Raw genomic sequence first — 16,889 nt, 5'->3', positions numbered from 1 at the left:
GGCGGCATCGCCGAGGCCATCTCGAACCGATCCGGATCGCCCACGGGTGTCTCGGCGGGCGACCCCTCCGCCGCGCCTTCGGCGGGAGCAGACGCCGCCCGTGTACCGAAGCGAGCCGGATCAGCCCGACGTCGCCCGCTCGCCGACGTACCGTCCTTGCCCTCGTCGGCGCGCGGCAAGTCCCCGCCCGCCATCGCGTCACCCCCCACCCAAAGCACTCGACGCCGGGCGCTTCGCCGGGGAGCCCCAGCCGCGTCACCCACACCCTCCAGGGCGCCTGGGGAGCCCCCGCTCGCCTCCACGTCCGAGCCGGCCCAGACCACGCGCCGGCCGCCGCGTCCGGCGGGGGCCGCGATGGTTGTGGCCTCGTCCTCGGGTCCACACGCCGAATCCCGACCCGCCTCCGGGTTCGAGCCGGCCCGGACCACCTGCCGCCGGCCGCCTCTGCCGGCGGCCGCGACGGCTGCGGCCTCGTCCTCCGGGCCCCAGGTCGAATCCCCGCCCACCTCCGGGTCCGTGGCCGCCCACGTCGCGCGCCGTCGGCTGCTCCGCCGCCACGCGTTCCGGGGCCGCCACCCTCGTCCGTTCCGAGGGGGCGTCGCGGCCGGTGCAGCGTCATCCGCGTCCGGGTGGGCCCGCTCGCGGTCCGTGCCGGACGCACCCTCGTCGTGTGCTCGGTCCGCGCGGGACGGGTCCCGTGGTCCGTGGTCGCTCATCCGGCCTCCCCCTTCGATCCCGGCCGGGTCGCCGGGCTGCGTCCTGTCCGTGGCGGTGCTCCGCGGCGGTTGCCCCACCCACGGGAACGGCGCGTGCGTCGCGTGTACGGACACCGCCGAGCACCAGGCCCACTCGCCGGTACGACCCTCCACCGAAGCCCGCCCCGACCGCTCGGCCGCACGAACTCCCGCGTCCCCGCCCGATCCCGGCCCCTCGGCCGCCGTTGAGGCATCCGCCGGCGCGGCTCCTTCTTCCGCCGCCGCCGTGTCTTCCGGCCGCTCGCCCGGGACCGCCCGCGCGGCGTCCCGTCCCGCTGTCGTGTGCCTCGTGGGCTGCTCGGCCGGAGCACCCCGCGTCACGTCGCCCGCACCGCGCCCGACGTCCTCACCCGCGGTCACGCGCCTCGTCGGCCGTCCGGCCGAGGCGTCCGGTGCCACGCCACCGGTGCCGCCCGCAGCCTCCCCTCCCGCCGTCGCGTGCCCCGTCGACTGCTCGGCCGATACCTCCCGCGCCCCGCCACCGGTGTCGTGCGCAGCGGCTCCTCCCGCCGTCGCGTGCCCCGTCGACTGCTCGGCCGAGGTGTCCCGCGCCACGTCACCGCCATCGCGCGCGGCCGCGCCTCCCGCCACCTCGCGCGGTGACGGTGTGCGTGAGGTGCCCCATGTCGTGTCGCCGGCCGTTGGCTCGCCGACCGGTTCGTTCATGCCGCCGCGTCCCTCATCGCTCCGCTCCCGCTCCCGCTCCAGCGCCCGTGCCCGCGCCCGCAGGTGGGTTGTTGGCGGTGAACACCGCGCGGTAAGCCGGGTCGCTCCACAGGTCCGCGTGGGTGCCGATCGCCTTGATGCGGCCGGCGTCCAGCCAGACCACGGAGTCCGCGTCGGCCGCCGCGGCCGCGCGGTGGGCGACGACCAAGCGGGTGCGGCCCGCGAGGCCGGTGCGGAATGCCTCGTGGATGCGGTGCTCGGTGACCGTGTCCAGCCCGCTGGTCGCGTCGTCCAGCACCAGCACCCGCGCATCCTGGACCAACGCCCTTGCCAAGCCCAGTCGTTGCACCTCGCCCCCGGACAACGCGAGGCCCTCGGTACGGGTCGCGTAGCCGGCCGGCAACCGGCGCACGAAGTCGTCCGCGAACGCCATCTCGGCCGCCCGGGTCACCGTCTGCGCACTTGCGCCGGGCCGCCCGTACGCGAGTGCCTCCGCCAGGTCCGCGCCCACCAGGACCGGCCGCGGAAACGCGTAGGCGACCCCGCGCCGCAACTCGCCGCGCGCCAACCGGGTCACCGGCAGGCCGTCCAGGAGCACCTCGCCCTCGTCCGGCTCGCGCAACCTCCCGGCCAGCGCGGCCAGCGTCGACTTGCCCGAACCGGAGGCGCCGACCAGCGCCACGCACGTGCCCGCGGGCACCGTCAGGTCGATCCCGTCCAGCAGCACCCGGTGCGCATCGGCACCGGACTCCGGCACCCGTACGCACACCCCCCGGAAGGTCAACTCGCCGCGCCCCGGCGGCAGCGTGCGCGCCGTCCCGTACCCGGCGGGCTCGACCGCGAGCAACTCCGCCGCCCGGGCCCGCCCGGCTCGTGCGTGGGCGACCGCGACCAGCGCCTCGACCTGCTCCAGGAAACCCAGCCCGAGCGCCGCGTACCCGGCCGCCGCGACCAGTCGACCGGGCGGGATCCGGCCGTCCGCGAGCAGCCATCCCGCGGTCGACAGGACGGTCAGCTCGACCATCGGCGCGAGCAGCAACACCTGGGCGACCGCGTTGCGTTGGGCCCGCCACAGGCCGTGTCCGGCCGCCGACAACTCGGGCAGCGGGGCGAGGATCCGGGCGATCTCGCGATCGTGTGTGCCGCAGGCCCGGATCGTCCGGGCACCCGCGAGCGCGTCGGCCAGCCGCGCGGCCAGCCCGCTCTGCACCACCTGATAGCGGGTGAACAGGTCGGTCGCGCGGGTCATGAACAGCCGCACCACCAGCAGCCCGGGCAGCAGCCCGCCGAGGAAGCCGACCGCCAGCCACGGATCGATCAGCGCCAACGCCACGATCCCGCCGATCGAGGTGACCAGCGCGCCGAGAGTGCCCAGCAGCGCGGGGACCAGACCGGCCGCGTCCGGCGCCGCGCCGACCAGCCGGGAGGTGACGTCGCCGGCGGCAAAAGGATTCCGCGCTCCGGTGCCCAGGTCGGTGACCCGCATGGCCAGTTGTCGACGCAACCGTGCGGTCGACTCGGCGGCCAGCCCCGGCCCGGCCACCTCGGTCAGCAGACCGGCGAGCAGCCCCAGTACGAGCACCGCCACCAGCCGCAGCGTCGGCCCCGACGCGGAATCGCCACGCACCACCGCGTCCACCGAGCCGGCCACGGCCGCGGGCAGCAACAACGCGGCGATCGAGCCGGCCGGGACGGCCAGGGCCAGGGTGACGGTCGGCCCGGGCGCGGTCCGCAACGCGGCACGCAGGCCGGTGCCGGTGCGATCCTCCCGGCTCGGGGTGGCCGGCGTCGCTAGCGGAACATCGGCCACAGCGTGACTCCTCGGATGCGCGGACCGTTGAACGGGGCGGCGCCCGAACAGCGCCGTTGCGTACGAAAAGGAAATGCGAGGGAGGAGGCGCCACGTACAACGAAGCACGAGGAACGAAGACAGCGCGACGCGGCACGAAGCGTCACGGAGCGCGAGCAAGAACGCACCGCGACCGACGGAGAACGAAGCACCGGCGGCGTGCCGCCTGCCCGAAACCGTGTGCGGTTGCCATGCTGAGGGTCGGCCCGAGACCGGGAGCTCCTGATTCCGGCAGGAACTCCCGGTCCCGGGTTCGTGCTTGCCGGGTCGGTCACCCGTGTACCACCGCGAACAGCGGCGCACCGGGACGGACACCGGCCCGTCGACGCGCACACCGGCCGACCGGCCGGACGCGCGGCGCCGGAACTAGCTGATCGTGAAGATCAGGCAGGTGACCAGCAGACAGGTGAACTGGCACCCGTTGCCGCCGTGACCGCCCAGCTCGACGGACTCGGTCTCGGGGAGCTGCTGCAGGGCCGCGAGGTCGGTCTCGATGTGCTCCATGATGAATCTCCTTCGGGACGGTGCTGCCGTCGCGCGCGGTTGCCCGCGACGGATGGTGCGGGGCGGTTCCCCCCTGTGGTCACACCCGGCCGGTTTGCAGGAAATCGGTCAGGCGGGAGTGGAGATCGGGTGCCCCATCCCCGGTCAGGACCTCGTGGCCCAGACCGGGAAGCTCCAGGTAGCGAAAATCGGTGCCCTCGACCCGGCCGCGCCCGAGAAGGGTGTGCCGCAGGGTCCTGGACTGGCCGACCGGGATCGTGTCGTCCCGGTCGCCGTGCACGAACAGCAGTGGTACGGCGATCCGTTCGCACACCGCGACCACGTCGCGTGGCCCCTGCTCGTCGGCGTACTCGGTGTCGCCACCGAGTCGGGTCATCAGCGCGCGGATCGGCAACGATGCCTCGGCGATCAACCTCGGCCCGGACAGGAACGGCGCCACGGCCAGACACCTCGACCACACGTTCGGCGCCAACGACGCGGCCAACAGCGCGAGATAGGCGCCGTAGCTGACTCCGAACAGGGCGGGCGGGGCGAGCCCGAACGCGGCCCGCTCGGCGCCCAGGGTGCGGCCGATCGCGGTCACGTCGGCGAGATCCGGGCCGCCCCACGCGCCGTGCAACTCGCGGGCGAAGCGCGCGCCGTAGCCGGTGCTGCCGCGTTGATTGGGCGCCACCACCGCGACGCCCGCCGCCGCGAGCCGTTGCAGGAGCGGGTCGAACTCGAACCGCCAAGCCGCCGCCGGACCGCCGTGCAGGGCGAGCAGCACATGCTGCGCGGCGCGCCAGTCCGGACCGCCGTACACGATCGACTCGATCGGCCCGGCACCGCCGACCAGCAGCTCCAGGTGGGCCGGCTGCCACACCGGACGGGTCGCGTCGTCGAACCCGATGAACGGGCCCGGCTCACCGTCCTGGCGCCACGACCCGGGCTGCTCCGGGTCCAGCCGGGCCAGGCAACTGGGCCGATTCGGGGCGGAGTACGGGATCCGCAGCCCCTGTTCGGTCCACCGGCCGACCGCGCCCAGACAACCGTCCGGGGTGGCGACGTCCACCAGCGTGCCGTCCTCGGGGGCCCACACGGCCAGCCGGGAGATCGCCCCGCGGTCCAGTTGGAGTGCGACCCGACGGCCGTCCGGCGCGATCGCGATCGGTCGCACCTGCGCGTCCGGCAGGTGCACCACTTCGGGAAAACGCACCCGACCGGGCAACTGCGCGCGATCGGCGGGCAGTCGGATCCAGCCGAGCCGGTCGGCGCCCGGCGCGTCGCTGGCGATCACCAGCAGGCCGCCGACCGGATCGGCGAGCAGCAACCGGTCGTTGCTCTCCTCGGTCAGTTCCAGGAAGGGCCGCACCGTGGCGGTGTCGAAGTCGAGTGCGACGGTCTTGACCCGGCCGTCCCGCACCTCGTCCAAGGCGAGCCGCCGACCGTCCGGATCAAGCCAGACCCCGCCGCTGTACAGCCCCGACAACTCCGCCGCGGGGTCCAACCGGCCGTCCTCGCGAACCAGCCACACCGTCGTCGAGGGTGTCGTGTCCGCCCCGAGCGCGAGCGCGAGCGCGTCCGTTCCGGGACAGGGCAACAACCGCAGCCCCGGCAGCCGGACTGTGGCCAAGTGCCGCTCGCTGCCCGCGTCGTCGGCCTCCAACAGGGCCAACTCGTGCCGCCCCGGCTGGTGTCGGCAAACCAGCACCCGGCCGTCCGGCAGCGCGAGCAACTGGCTGTGCAGCCGCTCGGGCGCTCCGGTGCCCACCGGCAGCCCGCCACCGGCCCGTCCCGGCCGCAACGACCAGGACTCGACCCGCCACGTGCCGTCACCGGAGGTGGCCAGGCACGCGGCCTGCCCGCCGTCGGCCGCGAACGACCAACTGATCCGCCGCAGCGGCCGCGTCGTCACCCTCGTACTCACGCGTCCTCACCGTCCAACCAGAGCCGAGCGCCGCCGTGGCCGAGCCGCAGCAGGAACCCGAGGACCCCCGCCGTGCCGGTGCCGTACGAGGCCGAGACGCCGATCGCGCTCTCGTCGGCGGGCACCCGCAGGCCGTCGATCAGCGCGGTCCGGGCGCGCAGTTGCTCGGCGAGGTCGGCGGCGCGCGCGCGATGGGTCGAGTCGTCCAGCGCCTCGGCCAGATCGAGCAGGAACTCGCCGTTGCCCGCCAGGCCGTGGCACGCGGTGGTGCCGGAGTGCCAGCGGGCGCGGTGCACCGCCGCACCCGCCTGCTCGGCCAACTCGCGGTGCTGCGGATCGCCGTCCGCCTGCCACAATCGGATCAGGAAGGTGCCCACGCCGGCCGAACCGCTGCACCAGTGGGCCAGCCGTACGCCCGCCGGATCGCCGGGGCCCTGCGGCCACCACGCGGTGTCGCCGTCGGTGCGCACGGTCCGGGTCAGCGTGCGCGCCGCGGCCCGCGCGCCGTCCAGGCAGCCCTCACGCCCGGTGGCCAGGGCCGCGTCCAGCAGGAACGCGCCGACACCGGCGACGCCGTGCGCGAAGCCCAGGTGCGCCGCTCCGGCCAGGCGCGAATCGAAGTCCTTCGGGACCGGCCACAGGGTCAGATCGCCCGCCTGCCGGGCCGCGCCCGACAGCGCGTCGGCGCAGGCGAGCGCGCGTTGGCGAAACCGCTCGTCACCGGTGGCCCGCCACATCCGCACCTGGAGCAGACCGGCGCCGGCCGCGCCGTGACACACGTCCGGATTGGGCCACACGATCGGTACGCGAAGCGCCGTCTCGATCGCCGAGGCGGCCAGTGCCTCGTCACCGAGCAGGGCCGCCGCGTCGTACAGTGCCCACGCGGTCCCGGACCGGCCGAAGTGCAGGCCGGGCAGCACCACCGGTTCGGCCGCCGCCCGGTCGCGCAGCCAGACCGCGCCGTCCTCCACCGCGCGATGCAGCGTGTAGCGCAGCCGCGGTTCGAGCGTCGTGGTGTGCGCGGCACGGGCCAGCACCCCGAGCACCCCGGCCGCGCCGTACTGCACGCTGCACGGATCCATCGCCGCCGCGCCGGCCGTCATCGGCCACAGCCGATCCACTCGCCCCGGCGTCATCGTCGCGACCAGATGCGCGAGCCCGTCCAGGAGCAACACGTCCTCCTCGGGCGGCTGCGGATGCGGCGGCACCTTGTCGCCCTCGGTGTCCGGATGCGGCCGCGGCCCGTCCGGCGCGTCCTGCCGCCCGACCACTCCGAACCCCGGGCCCGGACCTGTACCCGAGCCTGCGCTCGCACCCGTACCTGTACCGGTACCCGAGCCTGCATCCGTACCGGAGCCGGTACCCGCACCCGCATCCGGGCCCAAGCCCGCCCCCGCGCCACCGCCGACCCCACCATCGCCGTTCGCGATCACGCCGCCCCCACCGGCCGCGCCATTCAAGGTCCCGCCCGGCCCCGATCCCAACCCCGGTTCCGACCCGGCCCCCACCGCACCAGGTCCCCCGTCGGTCGCCCCCACGACGAACCCGCGCACCCGTTCCAGCGACCAGCGTGCCGTCGGATCCTCCTGCCACAGGCCGCGGATCGCCGGCGCGAGGCGTCGTGCGGTCTCGCCGTGTCGGGCGGCCGACGCCAGCCACGCGCCCAGGCGTTCCACGGTGCCGCGGCTCGCGCTGACGTCCTCGGGCAGCGCCGGGTCGGCGCCGGTGGCCAGCAGGAAGAACAGTCCGCCCAGGCTGTACAGGTCGGCGGTCGGGTGTACGAGGTGCCCGCCGTCCGCGGTCGGGCGCTGCTCCGGTGCCCGATATCCGGGCGTGCCGGCCGCGCCGGCCAGGGAGCCGATCTCGGCGGCCAGTTCCAGGTCCACCAGGCGCACCGAGTGGTCCGACGCGACCAGCACGTTCGTCGGCGACAGGTCGCGGATCACCAGGTTCTCGCCGTGCACGGTCTCGACCACGCGGATCAGTTCCCGGACGACGGGTCGGGCCAGGGCCCACGGCACGTCCGGGGCCTGCGCGTGCCGGCCGACCCAGGCGCGCAGCGGCTCGCCCGGCACTCGCTCCTGGGCCAGGAAGACCGTCTCGGCCTCCTCGACCAGCGCGACGTGCCGAGGGGTCAGGCCGGTGTGCGCGAGTCGCCGCATCACCACCGCCTCGTGCCGCAGCGCGGCGCACGCGTCCCGCCCGGAGCGGTCCACCTCGATGTGCGCGCGGGCCTGCTTGACCACGACGGCGGTGTCGTCGGTGGTGTCGCGGCCCAGGAACACACCGCCCTTGGCCGAGTGCCGCAGCGCCGAGGTGACCGCGAACCGACCCGCGATCAGCACGCCCGGCGTCGAGGACGCGGCGGGCCTGGCGGGGTGCGTCGAACGGGCCCGCTCGGCCAGCGGATCGGGCGCCCACGCCGGCGGGGTGAACCATGCCTCCCGGGCGTCGTCCACCGCCAGCCCGTCGGGGTCGGTGAGTACCGCGCGGTAGCCGCCGTCGTTGCCGAGCACCGCGCGCCGCCCGAAGCCTCCGTAGCGGTAGTGCACGACGCTGCCCGGTCGGCACGGCCGGTCGGAGAGGATGCCCGGCCCGGTGAGTTCGCGCGTCACCTCGTCGAGCGCGTCCACCAACTCCATGAACTGCTCGTCGTCGTTCGGGTAGACCGTGATGAACTTGCCCGCCGAGGCCCGGTCGGCCTCGCGGGAGTTGAGCATCCGCAACCGCTCCAGGTCGCCGGCGAACTTGAACGCCACGCGGCGCGGCAACAGCACGTCGCAGACCCGGCCGAGCACGTGCGGGGCGTCCCCGGTCCGCGCGCTGACGTGGATCTTCCAGCCTTGGGCCCGGGCCGCGTGGCCGGGCGGTCGTACGGTGCACCAGAAGTCGTCCGAACGCACGTCCCACTCGGCGTCCGCACCTGACGCACCTGACGCGCCGCCGGACGCACTCGACGCACTCGACGTACCCATCGCACCGGACGAACCGGGTGAACCGGACCCACCCAACGCACCGGACCCACCCAACACGCCGGCGGCATCCGCCCGCCGCGCGCCCCGCCCGTCGTGATCCTGCTCCCGGTGATCCTGTTCCCGGGCACCGACCGCAGCGCGATCGAGCGCGGCACGGACGCGGTCGACCAGGTTCGTCCCCGGCGCGCCGTGGCCGCCGGTGCGCTCCGCACGGTGCCCACGCGTCGTCGTAGCCATCCCTGGACTTCCCCCTCGACTGTGCCCTCGCGCCCCGGTCGACGAGATGTGTCGCGCTCGTCGACCGATGCCCGGAAACGGTTGTCGAGCGACCGGGTGATCCGGTCGCCGACGTGGCCGCCCCGCCTCGGATCGCTCCCCCCGACGGGACGGCATGACCGTACGCAGCGCGTTCGGGCCACCTCAACGAGTTGCGACAGCCTTCACCCCTTCGAGTGAAGTGACCCGTATTGAAGGCTGGTTGGTCAGTTGATCTGCATATTTCCGAACCACCGGTATTCGTGCAGGTCAACGCGAGGACATGGAGACAACCATGCGGCTGGGGATGGGCTGATCGGGTTACTCGCCGATTCCGCGCTGCTGGGCCAGAATCGCGGCTTGGACCCGGCTGCGCAGACCCAGCTTGGTGAGGATCCGGCTCACGTGGGTCTTCGCGGTGGCCTCGGCCATGTCCAGGTGCTCGGCGATGCGTTGGTTCGACATGCCCCGGCCCAGGCACGCGAGCACGTCGCCCTCGCGCGGTGTGAGCGACGCGAGCGCCTGTGCGCCCACCTCGGGTCCGTCCGCGGGCCCCGACCGGGGCGGGCTCGCGAACGCGTGGATCAACCGGCGGGTGACCTCCGGCGCGACGAAGCCGTCGCCGCGCGCGACCAACCGGACGGCCTCGACCAGGCGTTCGGCGTCCACCGTCTTGAGCAGGAAGCCGGCCGCGCCCGCGCGCAGCGCGCCGAACACGTACTCGTCCAGGTCGAAGGTGGTCAGCACCAGGACGTCGAGGCCCTCCGCGGTCAGCTCACGCGTGGCACTGATCCCGTCCAGCCGCGGCATCCGCACGTCCATCAGCACCACGTCCGGGCGCAACGACCGGGCCAGCTCGACCGCGGCCTCACCGTCGGCGGCCTCGCCCACCACCTCGATGCCCGGCGCCGCGTCCAGGATCAGCACCAGGCCCGCCCGGACCGCCGCCTGATCCTCGGCAACCAGCACCCGCAACGTCTCGACGTCGCTCACCCGGTCCCACCCTTCGGCCCCGTCGAGGCATTGTTTTCGGCACCTCGCACCACATCGTCGCCGCACGGGAGTTCGGCCCGTACGTGCCACCGGCCCTCGCGCGGGCCCGCCTCGAACACGCCGCCGAGCAGCGACACGCGCTCCGACATGCCCACCAGGCCCGCGCGGGCCCCGGGCAGCCGGGTGACGTGCTCGGGATCGATCCCGTTGACGCCGGTGATCACCACATCATCGGTGCGATAGGCGAAGACCATCCGCAACTCCTGTGGCGTGGCGTGCTTGAGCGCGTTGGTCAGCGTTTCCTGGACCACCCGGTAGGCGGCCAGGTCGACGGGTGTGGGCAACTCCCGCACCACCCCGGTGACCTCGATGTCGACGATCAGCCCGGCTCGGCGCACGTGCTCGACGAGGCGGTCGGTCTCCGCCAGGCGGGGCACCGACACCGGTTCCTCGGGCGTGTTCTCCGAGCGCAGCAGGCCGATCATCCGGCGCATCTCGGTGAGCCCCTGCAGGCTGCTTTCCCGGATCACCTCCAGCGTCTCGCGCAATCGAGCCTCGTCCAAACTCTTCACCGACAGCGCGGCGGTGGACTGGACCGCCACCGCGCTCAGGTGGTTGGCGATCACGTCGTGCAACTCGCGTGCCATCCGGGCGCGTTCGGCGACCACCGCGGCCTGGTGGTCGAGTTCGGCCAGGCGCGCCGTCTGGGTCGCGCGCAACCGTTCCACCTCGGCCTTCTCCCGGTGCTCGCGCACCGAGAAGCCGGTGAGCACGGGGGAGACACCGACCAGACCGATGTAGAAGATCGACAGGACGAACACACGGAACTCACGGGTCACCGCCCAGACCGTGCCCGCACCCACGACCAGCGCCGCCACGTTGCCGTACAGCAGGCGAAACGCCAGCCGCGAAGTGCCGTACACGCATGCCGCGTAGAGCACGTCGGACCACATGACCAGGCCGCCGATGGAGGGCCCGAGTGCGATGTCCACGCTTTCGCAGGCGATGGCCAGGAACACGGCGAAGCGCGGTGACGTGCTGCGATGGCACTCGGCGACGACCAGCAGCAGCAGTGGCGGCAGGCGCAGCCACACGCTCGGGTTCCACACGCTCCAGATCACATAGGAGTGGGTGGCGAGCAGGACGAGCGCGCCCGCGAGCACCACGCCGCCGATCGCACAGTCGCGGCGGATCGGCGGCGCGAGGCCGGGTAGACGAAAGGGCAGGGGACGCTGCCAGGCGGAGGTCGGATCGCTCACGCCCCCATCCCAACATCATTGGGGCGGCCCCGCCGACCGTCGGCACCGAACGACGCGACGATCGTCCTGATTCGCGACGGTTCCCGCTACTTCGGCTGAAAGCGAATCCCGCCGTCGAGCCGGATCACCTCGGCGTTGAGGTAACTGTTCGTGAGCAGTTCGTACGCGAGCGAGGCGAATTCGTCCGGCACGCCCATGCGCTTGGGGAAGAGCACCTGCTGTCCGAGGGTGTCCTTGACCGCCTGCGGCGCGGCGGCGAACAGCGCGGTGTCCATGGTGCCCGGCGCGATGGTGTTGACCCGCACGCCGATCGCCGACAGGTCGCGCGCGACGGGCAGCGTCATGCCGGCCACGCCGGCCTTGGACGCACCGTAGGCGGCCTGGCCGATCTGTCCGTCGAAGGCGGCCACCGACGCGGTGCACACGATCGCGCCGCGCTCGCCGTCGGCCTGCGGCGGGGCCGAGGCCATCGCGGCGGCGGCCAGTCGGATCGCGTTGAAGGTGCCGATCAGGTTGAGTCGCACGATGAACTCGAAGGAGGCGAGCGGGTGCGGCGAGCCGTCCCGGGCCACCGTACGGGCGCCCATCCCGGTGCCGGCGCAGGAGACCAGCGCGCGCAGCGGCGCGAGCGCGACCGCCGCGTCCACCGCGGCCTGGACCTGCTCCTCGTTCGTGACGTCGGTGGCGACGAAGGCGGCGCCGATCTCGGCGGCGACGGCCTTGCCGCGCTCCTCGTTCTTGTCCGCGATCACCACGGAGGTGCCGCCGGCCGCGAGCCGGCGCGCGGTGGCCTCGCCGAGCCCGGAGGCCCCGCCGGTGACGACCGCGGACGCGCCTGTGAGGTCCAGCATGAGCGTTCTCCCCTCGCCTGTTCTTGACTGAGGCAAGCTATTGCATGGGGAGGGGAGTCGACCAGGGGATCTGATGAGGCGTCAGTTTCGCCCGGCCTCAAAGGCGTGCGTCGCCGCGCTCGACGTCACAGGTGATGAGGCGTCAGTTGCGCCCCGCTCCGGTCGTGGGCGCCGTCACACTCACCGTCACGGTCGTCCCGACCGGCACCACGTCACCCGAGTTCGGGTCGGAGCCGGAGACCACGTCGTTCCGGGAGGCTCCGGAGGGCAGTGCGATGTTCAGCCGGGCATTCCTCAACGCCGTGCCGGCATCGGCGACGGTCAGCCCGGCCAGCGGTGGAACCGTGGTCGTCGCGGTCGGGGAGGGCGAACCCGGGTCGGTGGGCGGCGGCGAGGTCGACGGCCGGGTGACCGGCGGTGTCGTCCTGACCCCCGACATCACCACGACGATCTCCGCCTTGTCCCGGTCCACCTTCCGCCCGGCCGCCGGGTCGGTGGAGGCGATGGTGCCGCCGCCGCCCCTGACCGTGCCGCGGAAGCCCTTCTCACGCAGCAGTGCGACGCCCTGCGCCTCGGTCATCCCGACCACGTTCGGCACGGTCAACTTCCCCGGCGCGCTCGTACTCGTGCTCGGCGAGGCCGAGTCGGACGGATCCGGCGTGCTGGTCACCGGCGCCTCGGTGGTCGGCACGGCGGCCGACCTCGTTTCGGTCGCGGACGGACCGGCCCCGGTCGCAACGCTCCTGGCGGCCGGCCTGGTGCCGTCCGAACCCGCCATCGCCATGCCGACCAGCACCGCCACCACGATCGCGGCCACCGTCGCGAGCACGGCGGCGACGACCCTGCTCCGGCGCTTGCCGTCGCGGCGCTGCCGATCGTCGGGATACGGATTCGCCGGCACGCCGCCCGCCCGCCCGCCGGCGTCGTCGAGGTCCGTGGACACCACCCGGATCGAAAACGGCGCGCACGCCGCGACCCGCATGTCCCGGGCGGAGACCACCCGTATCGGGACGTCGCTCTCCTCGACCACCCGGGACGCCTCCTCGAAGGCGCTGCCCCCGCTGCCCGCGCCCACTTCGCCGAGCCCGAACAGCCCGCTGGGCGGGACCTGGTCCGCGATGTCCGGGGGCACCGTGTAGACGATCGTCCACACCCGCGTCTCGCCCGGATACACGTCGGGCGGGCCGGGCCGGTCCAGACCGATCCGCCGGCCGGCGTCCCGGGGCAGTTCGTCGTCGTAGCGGTCCGGCGCGCTGCCCGCGTTGCGCAGGGTCAGCGTCACCATCACCGTCTCGCCGGGAGCCGCGGTGCTTCGACGAGGCTCGCACCATGCCTGCACCGCGCACTCCGGATCGCCCATGCGCTGCCCGTGCAGGTCGGTGCCGCATTGTTCGCCCGGGCAGTACGCGTCGGTCTCCAGATAGGGCGTACCGCACAGCAGACAGTGCACCATCGTCGTCGTCCCCCTCGTCGTCGTACGACAGTGCGAGCCTGCCTACCGCACAAACGCTTCGGATGGGATCGACTTCACACAATCCGAGGGCGCTGCGGTGCACTGTGTCACCACCCGTCCGGGATGCCCGAATCCGGGGTGGCGACTCGGAGAGGTAACCTCCCTTCGTGCCCAAGCTCTCCGACGTCGTCAGCGCCCTCGAACGGATCTACCACCCCGGTTGGGCCGAATCCTGGGACGCGGTCGGGCTGGTCTGCGGCGACCCGGACGCCGAGGTGCGCTCGGTGATGTTCGCCGTGGACCCGACGCAAGCGGTCGCCGACGAGGCGCTCGCCCGCGGCGCCGACCTCCTGGTCACCCACCACCCGCTGTTCCTGCGCGGGGTGCACTCGGTCGCCGCGACCGGCTTCAAGGGGCGCGTCGTCCACACCCTGATCACCGGCGGCTGCGCCCTGCACGTCGCGCACACCAACGCCGACTCGGCGGCCCCCGGCGTCTCGGACGCGCTCGCCGCCGCCCTCGGGCTGACCGTGACCGCGCCGCTCGACCCGGCTCCGGCCGACCCGAGCGAGTGTCGGGGGATCGGCCGGATCGGCGAGTTGGCCGTCCCCGAAACGCTCGCCGCGTTCGCCGCCCGGGCCGCCCGCGCGCTCCCGCGCACCGCGACCGGTCTGCGGGTGGCCGGCGACCCGGACCGCCCGGTGCGTACCGTGGCGGTGTGCGGCGGCGCGGGCGACAGCCTGTTCGACGCGGTCCGCCGCAGCGGTGCCGACCTCTACGTCACCGCCGACCTGCGCCATCACCCCGCGTCGGAAGCGCTGGAACACGGCGGCCCCGCGCTGCTCGATGCCCCACACTGGGCCACCGAGTGGCCGTGGCTGGCGTACGCGGCCGACGAACTCACCCGTGCGCTGGCCGCAACCGGTACTACGGTGGAAACCCACGTGTCGGAACTAGTCACGGACCCATGGACGTTCCACACCCCGCACCCCTGAGCACCGCGACGGGGGCACGAGGTCCGACCGGCCCACCAGTCGCCCGCAGAACCCGAACCCACCCACCGAAAACGCACCGGGTGGGCGGGTGGGAAGCAATCTCCCGCCCACCCGAGCCGCATCCAAGGAGCCCCCGCTGAACGCCGCGCCCGCCGACCAGCTCCGCCTGCTCGACCTCCAGGCCCTCGACTCGCGAATCGATCTGCTCGCCCACAGGAAGCGCACGCTGCCGGAGAACGAGGAGATCGACCGCCTCGGCTCCCGGCTCGCCCGGTTGCGCGACCTGGTGGTCGCGGGCGAGACCGAGGAGAGCGACGCGGCTCGCGACCAGACCAAGGCCGAACAGGACGTCGACCAGGTCCGCAAGCGCGCCGAACGCGACCAGCAGCGCCTGGACTCGGGCCACGTCACCTCGCCCAAGGACCTGGAGAACCTCCAGCGCGAGGTGGCCTCGCTCGCCAAGCGCCAGGGTGACCTCGAAGAGGTCGTCCTGGAGGTGATGGAACGCCGCGAGGACATCCAGGGCCGGCTGACCAAGCTGGTCGCCGAGCGGGACGAGGCGCAGAGCGCGCGCGACGCCGCCGAGTCCCGGCGGGCCGCCGCCGAGGCGGAGATCGACACCGAGGTGGCCGCCACCACCAAGCAGCGCGCGGTGATCGCCGCGGCGGTCCCGGCCGACCTGATCAAGCTGTACGAGAAGATCCGCGAGCAGTCGCACGGCGTGGCCGTGGCGCCGCTGTTCCAGCGTCGTTGCGAGGGTTGCCGGCTGGAGCTGGGGATCACCGACCTCGGCGCGATCCGCGCGGCCGCGCCGGACGCGATCGTGCGCTGCGAGAACTGCCGGCGCATCCTCGTCCGCACGGCAGAGTCGGGCCTGTGAGGCTCGTCGTCGAGGCCGACGGCGGCTCCCGGGGCAACCCGGGCCCGGCGGCCTACGGTGCACTGGTGCGCGACGCCGAGACCGGCGAGGTGCTGCACGAGGTGGCCGAGGCGATCGGTGTGGCCACCAACAACGTGGCCGAGTACCGCGGCCTGATCGCGGGCCTGACCGCGGCGCACACGATCGACCCGAGCGCGACCGTCGAGGTGCGGGCCGACTCCAAGCTCGTGGTCGAGCAGATGTCGGGGCGCTGGAAGATCAAGCACGCCGACATGCGCGACCTGGCGACCAAGGCCCGGGGCATCCATCCGCCCGGGCAGGTCACCTACACCTGGATCCCGCGCGAGCAGAACAAGCACGCCGACCGGCTGGCCAACGAGGCGATGGACGCGGCGGCCAAGGGCCGGTCGTGGACCCCGCAGGAGTCCACCGCGTTCGCGACCCCCAAGGCCGCGGAGGCGGTCGCGCAGGAGCCGGTCACCACCAAGGTCCGCCCGACCGCCCCCGGCTGGGGCCCGGACCTGGGTCGCCCGACCACACTGGTCCTGCTGCGGCACGGCGAGACGGTGCTCACCCCGCAAAAGCGCTTCTCCGGCACCGGCGCCGACCCGGACCTGTCCGAGCGTGGCCGATGGCAGGCCGCGCGGGCGGCCGAGGCGTTCGCCGAGCGCAACACGATCGAGGCGATCGTGTCCTCGCCGCTGGGCCGCTGCCGGCAGACCGCGGAGGCGGTCGCGCAACGGCTCGGCCTCAAGGTGCGCGAGGAACCCGGCTTCCGCGAGACCGACTTCGGCGCCTGGGAGGGGCTGACCTTCGCCGAGGCGCGCGAGCAGACCCCGGACGCCCTGGACGCGTGGCTGACCTCCGCGGACGCGGCGCCGCCCGGCGGCGAGAGCTTCACCGAGGTGGCCCGTCGGGTCGAGGTGGCCCGGGACAAGACCATCGCGCGACACCCCGGCAAGACCGTCCTGGTGGTCACCCACGTGACGCCGATCAAGACGCTCGTGCGGATCGCGCTCGGCGCGCCGCCGGAGTCGATGTTCCGGATGGAACTGTCGGCGGCGGCGATCAGCGCGGTCCAGTGGTGGTCGGACGGCAACGCGTCGCTGCGGGTGTTCAACGAGACGGCACACCTGCGCGGAGCCTGACCCGGACGGCACGATCGAACAAAAGTTTGACCCCGCCGCCGTGATGTGTCATAGTCGGCAGTGCCTTCAGCGTGCCCGCCAGTAGGAATCCGGGCGGACCACGCGGAGGACCAAACTTCCGAAAGCCCCGAGCCGCCCGGGCAGATTCCAGGGGTCGTCGCAACACGTGGTTGGTTTTTCAGGCCGCGAGTAGTTTATGCAGGCGCTCGGCTGGGGTTGCCCAGTCGAGCGTTTTGCGTGGTCGGCCGTTGAGTTCGGCGGCGACGGCGTCGAGGTGTTCCCGGGTGTGGGCGGACAGGTCGGTCCCCTTGGGGAAGTACTGCCGGAGCAGGCCGTTGGTGTTCTCGTTGGAGCCTCGTTGCCAAGGACTCCCCGGGTTGCAGAAGTAGACCGGGATGCC

The 16,889-nt window shown here is 73.6% G+C and carries 13 protein-coding genes; 3 read left to right on the top strand and 10 right to left on the bottom strand.

Annotated features, from left to right (window positions below):
* The 9 genes from A3IC_RS69975 to A3IC_RS61840 form a co-directional block, all read right to left on the bottom strand.
* A partial coding sequence (locus A3IC_RS69975) for a hypothetical protein (RefSeq protein ID WP_205354497.1) occupies positions 1-194 on the bottom strand: 194 nt, incomplete at its 3' end.
* Positions 195-1,434: 1,240 nt separating this feature from the next.
* Positions 1,435-3,231, bottom strand: a complete 1,797-nt coding sequence (locus A3IC_RS52755) for an ATP-binding cassette domain-containing protein (RefSeq protein ID WP_020549102.1) — start codon at positions 3,229-3,231, stop codon at positions 1,435-1,437.
* Between the two features lie 405 nt (positions 3,232-3,636).
* Entirely contained in the window at positions 3,637-3,774 is a 138-nt protein-coding gene (locus tag A3IC_RS68350; RefSeq protein ID WP_020549100.1) for a VenA family class IV lanthipeptide, read from the bottom strand.
* A 79-nt stretch (positions 3,775-3,853) separates the two neighbouring features.
* Positions 3,854-5,680 carry an alpha/beta hydrolase family protein gene (locus A3IC_RS61850; RefSeq protein WP_086018404.1) on the bottom strand — a complete coding sequence of 609 codons (1,827 nt, stop codon included), beginning with the start codon at positions 5,678-5,680 and terminating at the stop codon, positions 3,854-3,856.
* Positions 5,677-8,892 carry a class III lanthionine synthetase LanKC N-terminal domain-containing protein gene (locus A3IC_RS72400; protein ID WP_020549099.1) on the bottom strand — a complete coding sequence of 1,072 codons (3,216 nt, stop codon included), beginning with the start codon at positions 8,890-8,892 and terminating at the stop codon, positions 5,677-5,679. Before A3IC_RS72400 ends, A3IC_RS61850 begins: the two co-directional genes overlap by 4 nt.
* Positions 8,893-9,231: 339 nt before the next feature.
* A complete protein-coding gene (locus tag A3IC_RS0105695; RefSeq protein WP_020549098.1) occupies positions 9,232-9,903 on the bottom strand; it encodes a response regulator in 672 nt (223 codons plus the stop codon).
* Complete coding sequence (locus A3IC_RS52735; protein ID WP_020549097.1) at positions 9,900-11,162, bottom strand: sensor histidine kinase; 1,263 nt, start codon at positions 11,160-11,162, stop codon at positions 9,900-9,902. The genes A3IC_RS0105695 and A3IC_RS52735 overlap by 4 nt, the downstream gene beginning before the upstream one ends.
* 86 nt (positions 11,163-11,248) lie before the next feature.
* Positions 11,249-12,010: an SDR family NAD(P)-dependent oxidoreductase gene (locus A3IC_RS0105685; RefSeq protein ID WP_026217926.1), complete on the bottom strand. Its 762-nt coding sequence runs from the start codon at positions 12,008-12,010 to the stop codon at positions 11,249-11,251.
* A gap of 145 nt (positions 12,011-12,155) precedes the next feature.
* Entirely contained in the window at positions 12,156-13,466 is a 1,311-nt protein-coding gene (locus tag A3IC_RS61840; protein ID WP_026217925.1) for a PASTA domain-containing protein, read from the bottom strand.
* Between the two features lie 167 nt (positions 13,467-13,633).
* On the opposite strand from A3IC_RS61840, the gene A3IC_RS0105675 reads away from it, so the two are divergent.
* The 3 genes from A3IC_RS0105675 (at position 13,634) to A3IC_RS0105665 (ending at position 16,489) form a co-directional block, all read left to right on the top strand.
* A complete protein-coding gene (locus A3IC_RS0105675) occupies positions 13,634-14,461 on the top strand; it encodes a Nif3-like dinuclear metal center hexameric protein (RefSeq protein ID WP_020549095.1) in 828 nt (275 codons plus the stop codon).
* A gap of 136 nt (positions 14,462-14,597) precedes the next feature.
* Positions 14,598-15,341 (top strand): zinc ribbon domain-containing protein, encoded by a 744-nt coding sequence (locus A3IC_RS69970; RefSeq protein ID WP_026217924.1) that lies wholly within the window; start codon positions 14,598-14,600, stop codon positions 15,339-15,341.
* Positions 15,338-16,489 (top strand): bifunctional RNase H/acid phosphatase, encoded by a 1,152-nt coding sequence (locus A3IC_RS0105665; protein WP_020549093.1) that lies wholly within the window; start codon positions 15,338-15,340, stop codon positions 16,487-16,489. Before A3IC_RS69970 ends, A3IC_RS0105665 begins: the two co-directional genes overlap by 4 nt.
* A gap of 178 nt (positions 16,490-16,667) precedes the next feature.
* Here A3IC_RS0105665 and A3IC_RS52725 read toward each other — a convergent pair.
* A partial coding sequence (locus A3IC_RS52725) for an IS30 family transposase (protein ID WP_020548772.1) occupies positions 16,668-16,889 on the bottom strand: 222 nt, incomplete at its 5' end.

This window comes from Embleya scabrispora DSM 41855 (assembly GCF_000372745.1).
Taxonomy (GTDB): Bacteria; Actinomycetota; Actinomycetes; order Streptomycetales; family Streptomycetaceae; genus Embleya; species Embleya scabrispora.
The sequence above is the reverse complement of the archived record's forward strand: the minus strand, read 5'-3'. Positions and strand labels throughout refer to the sequence as shown.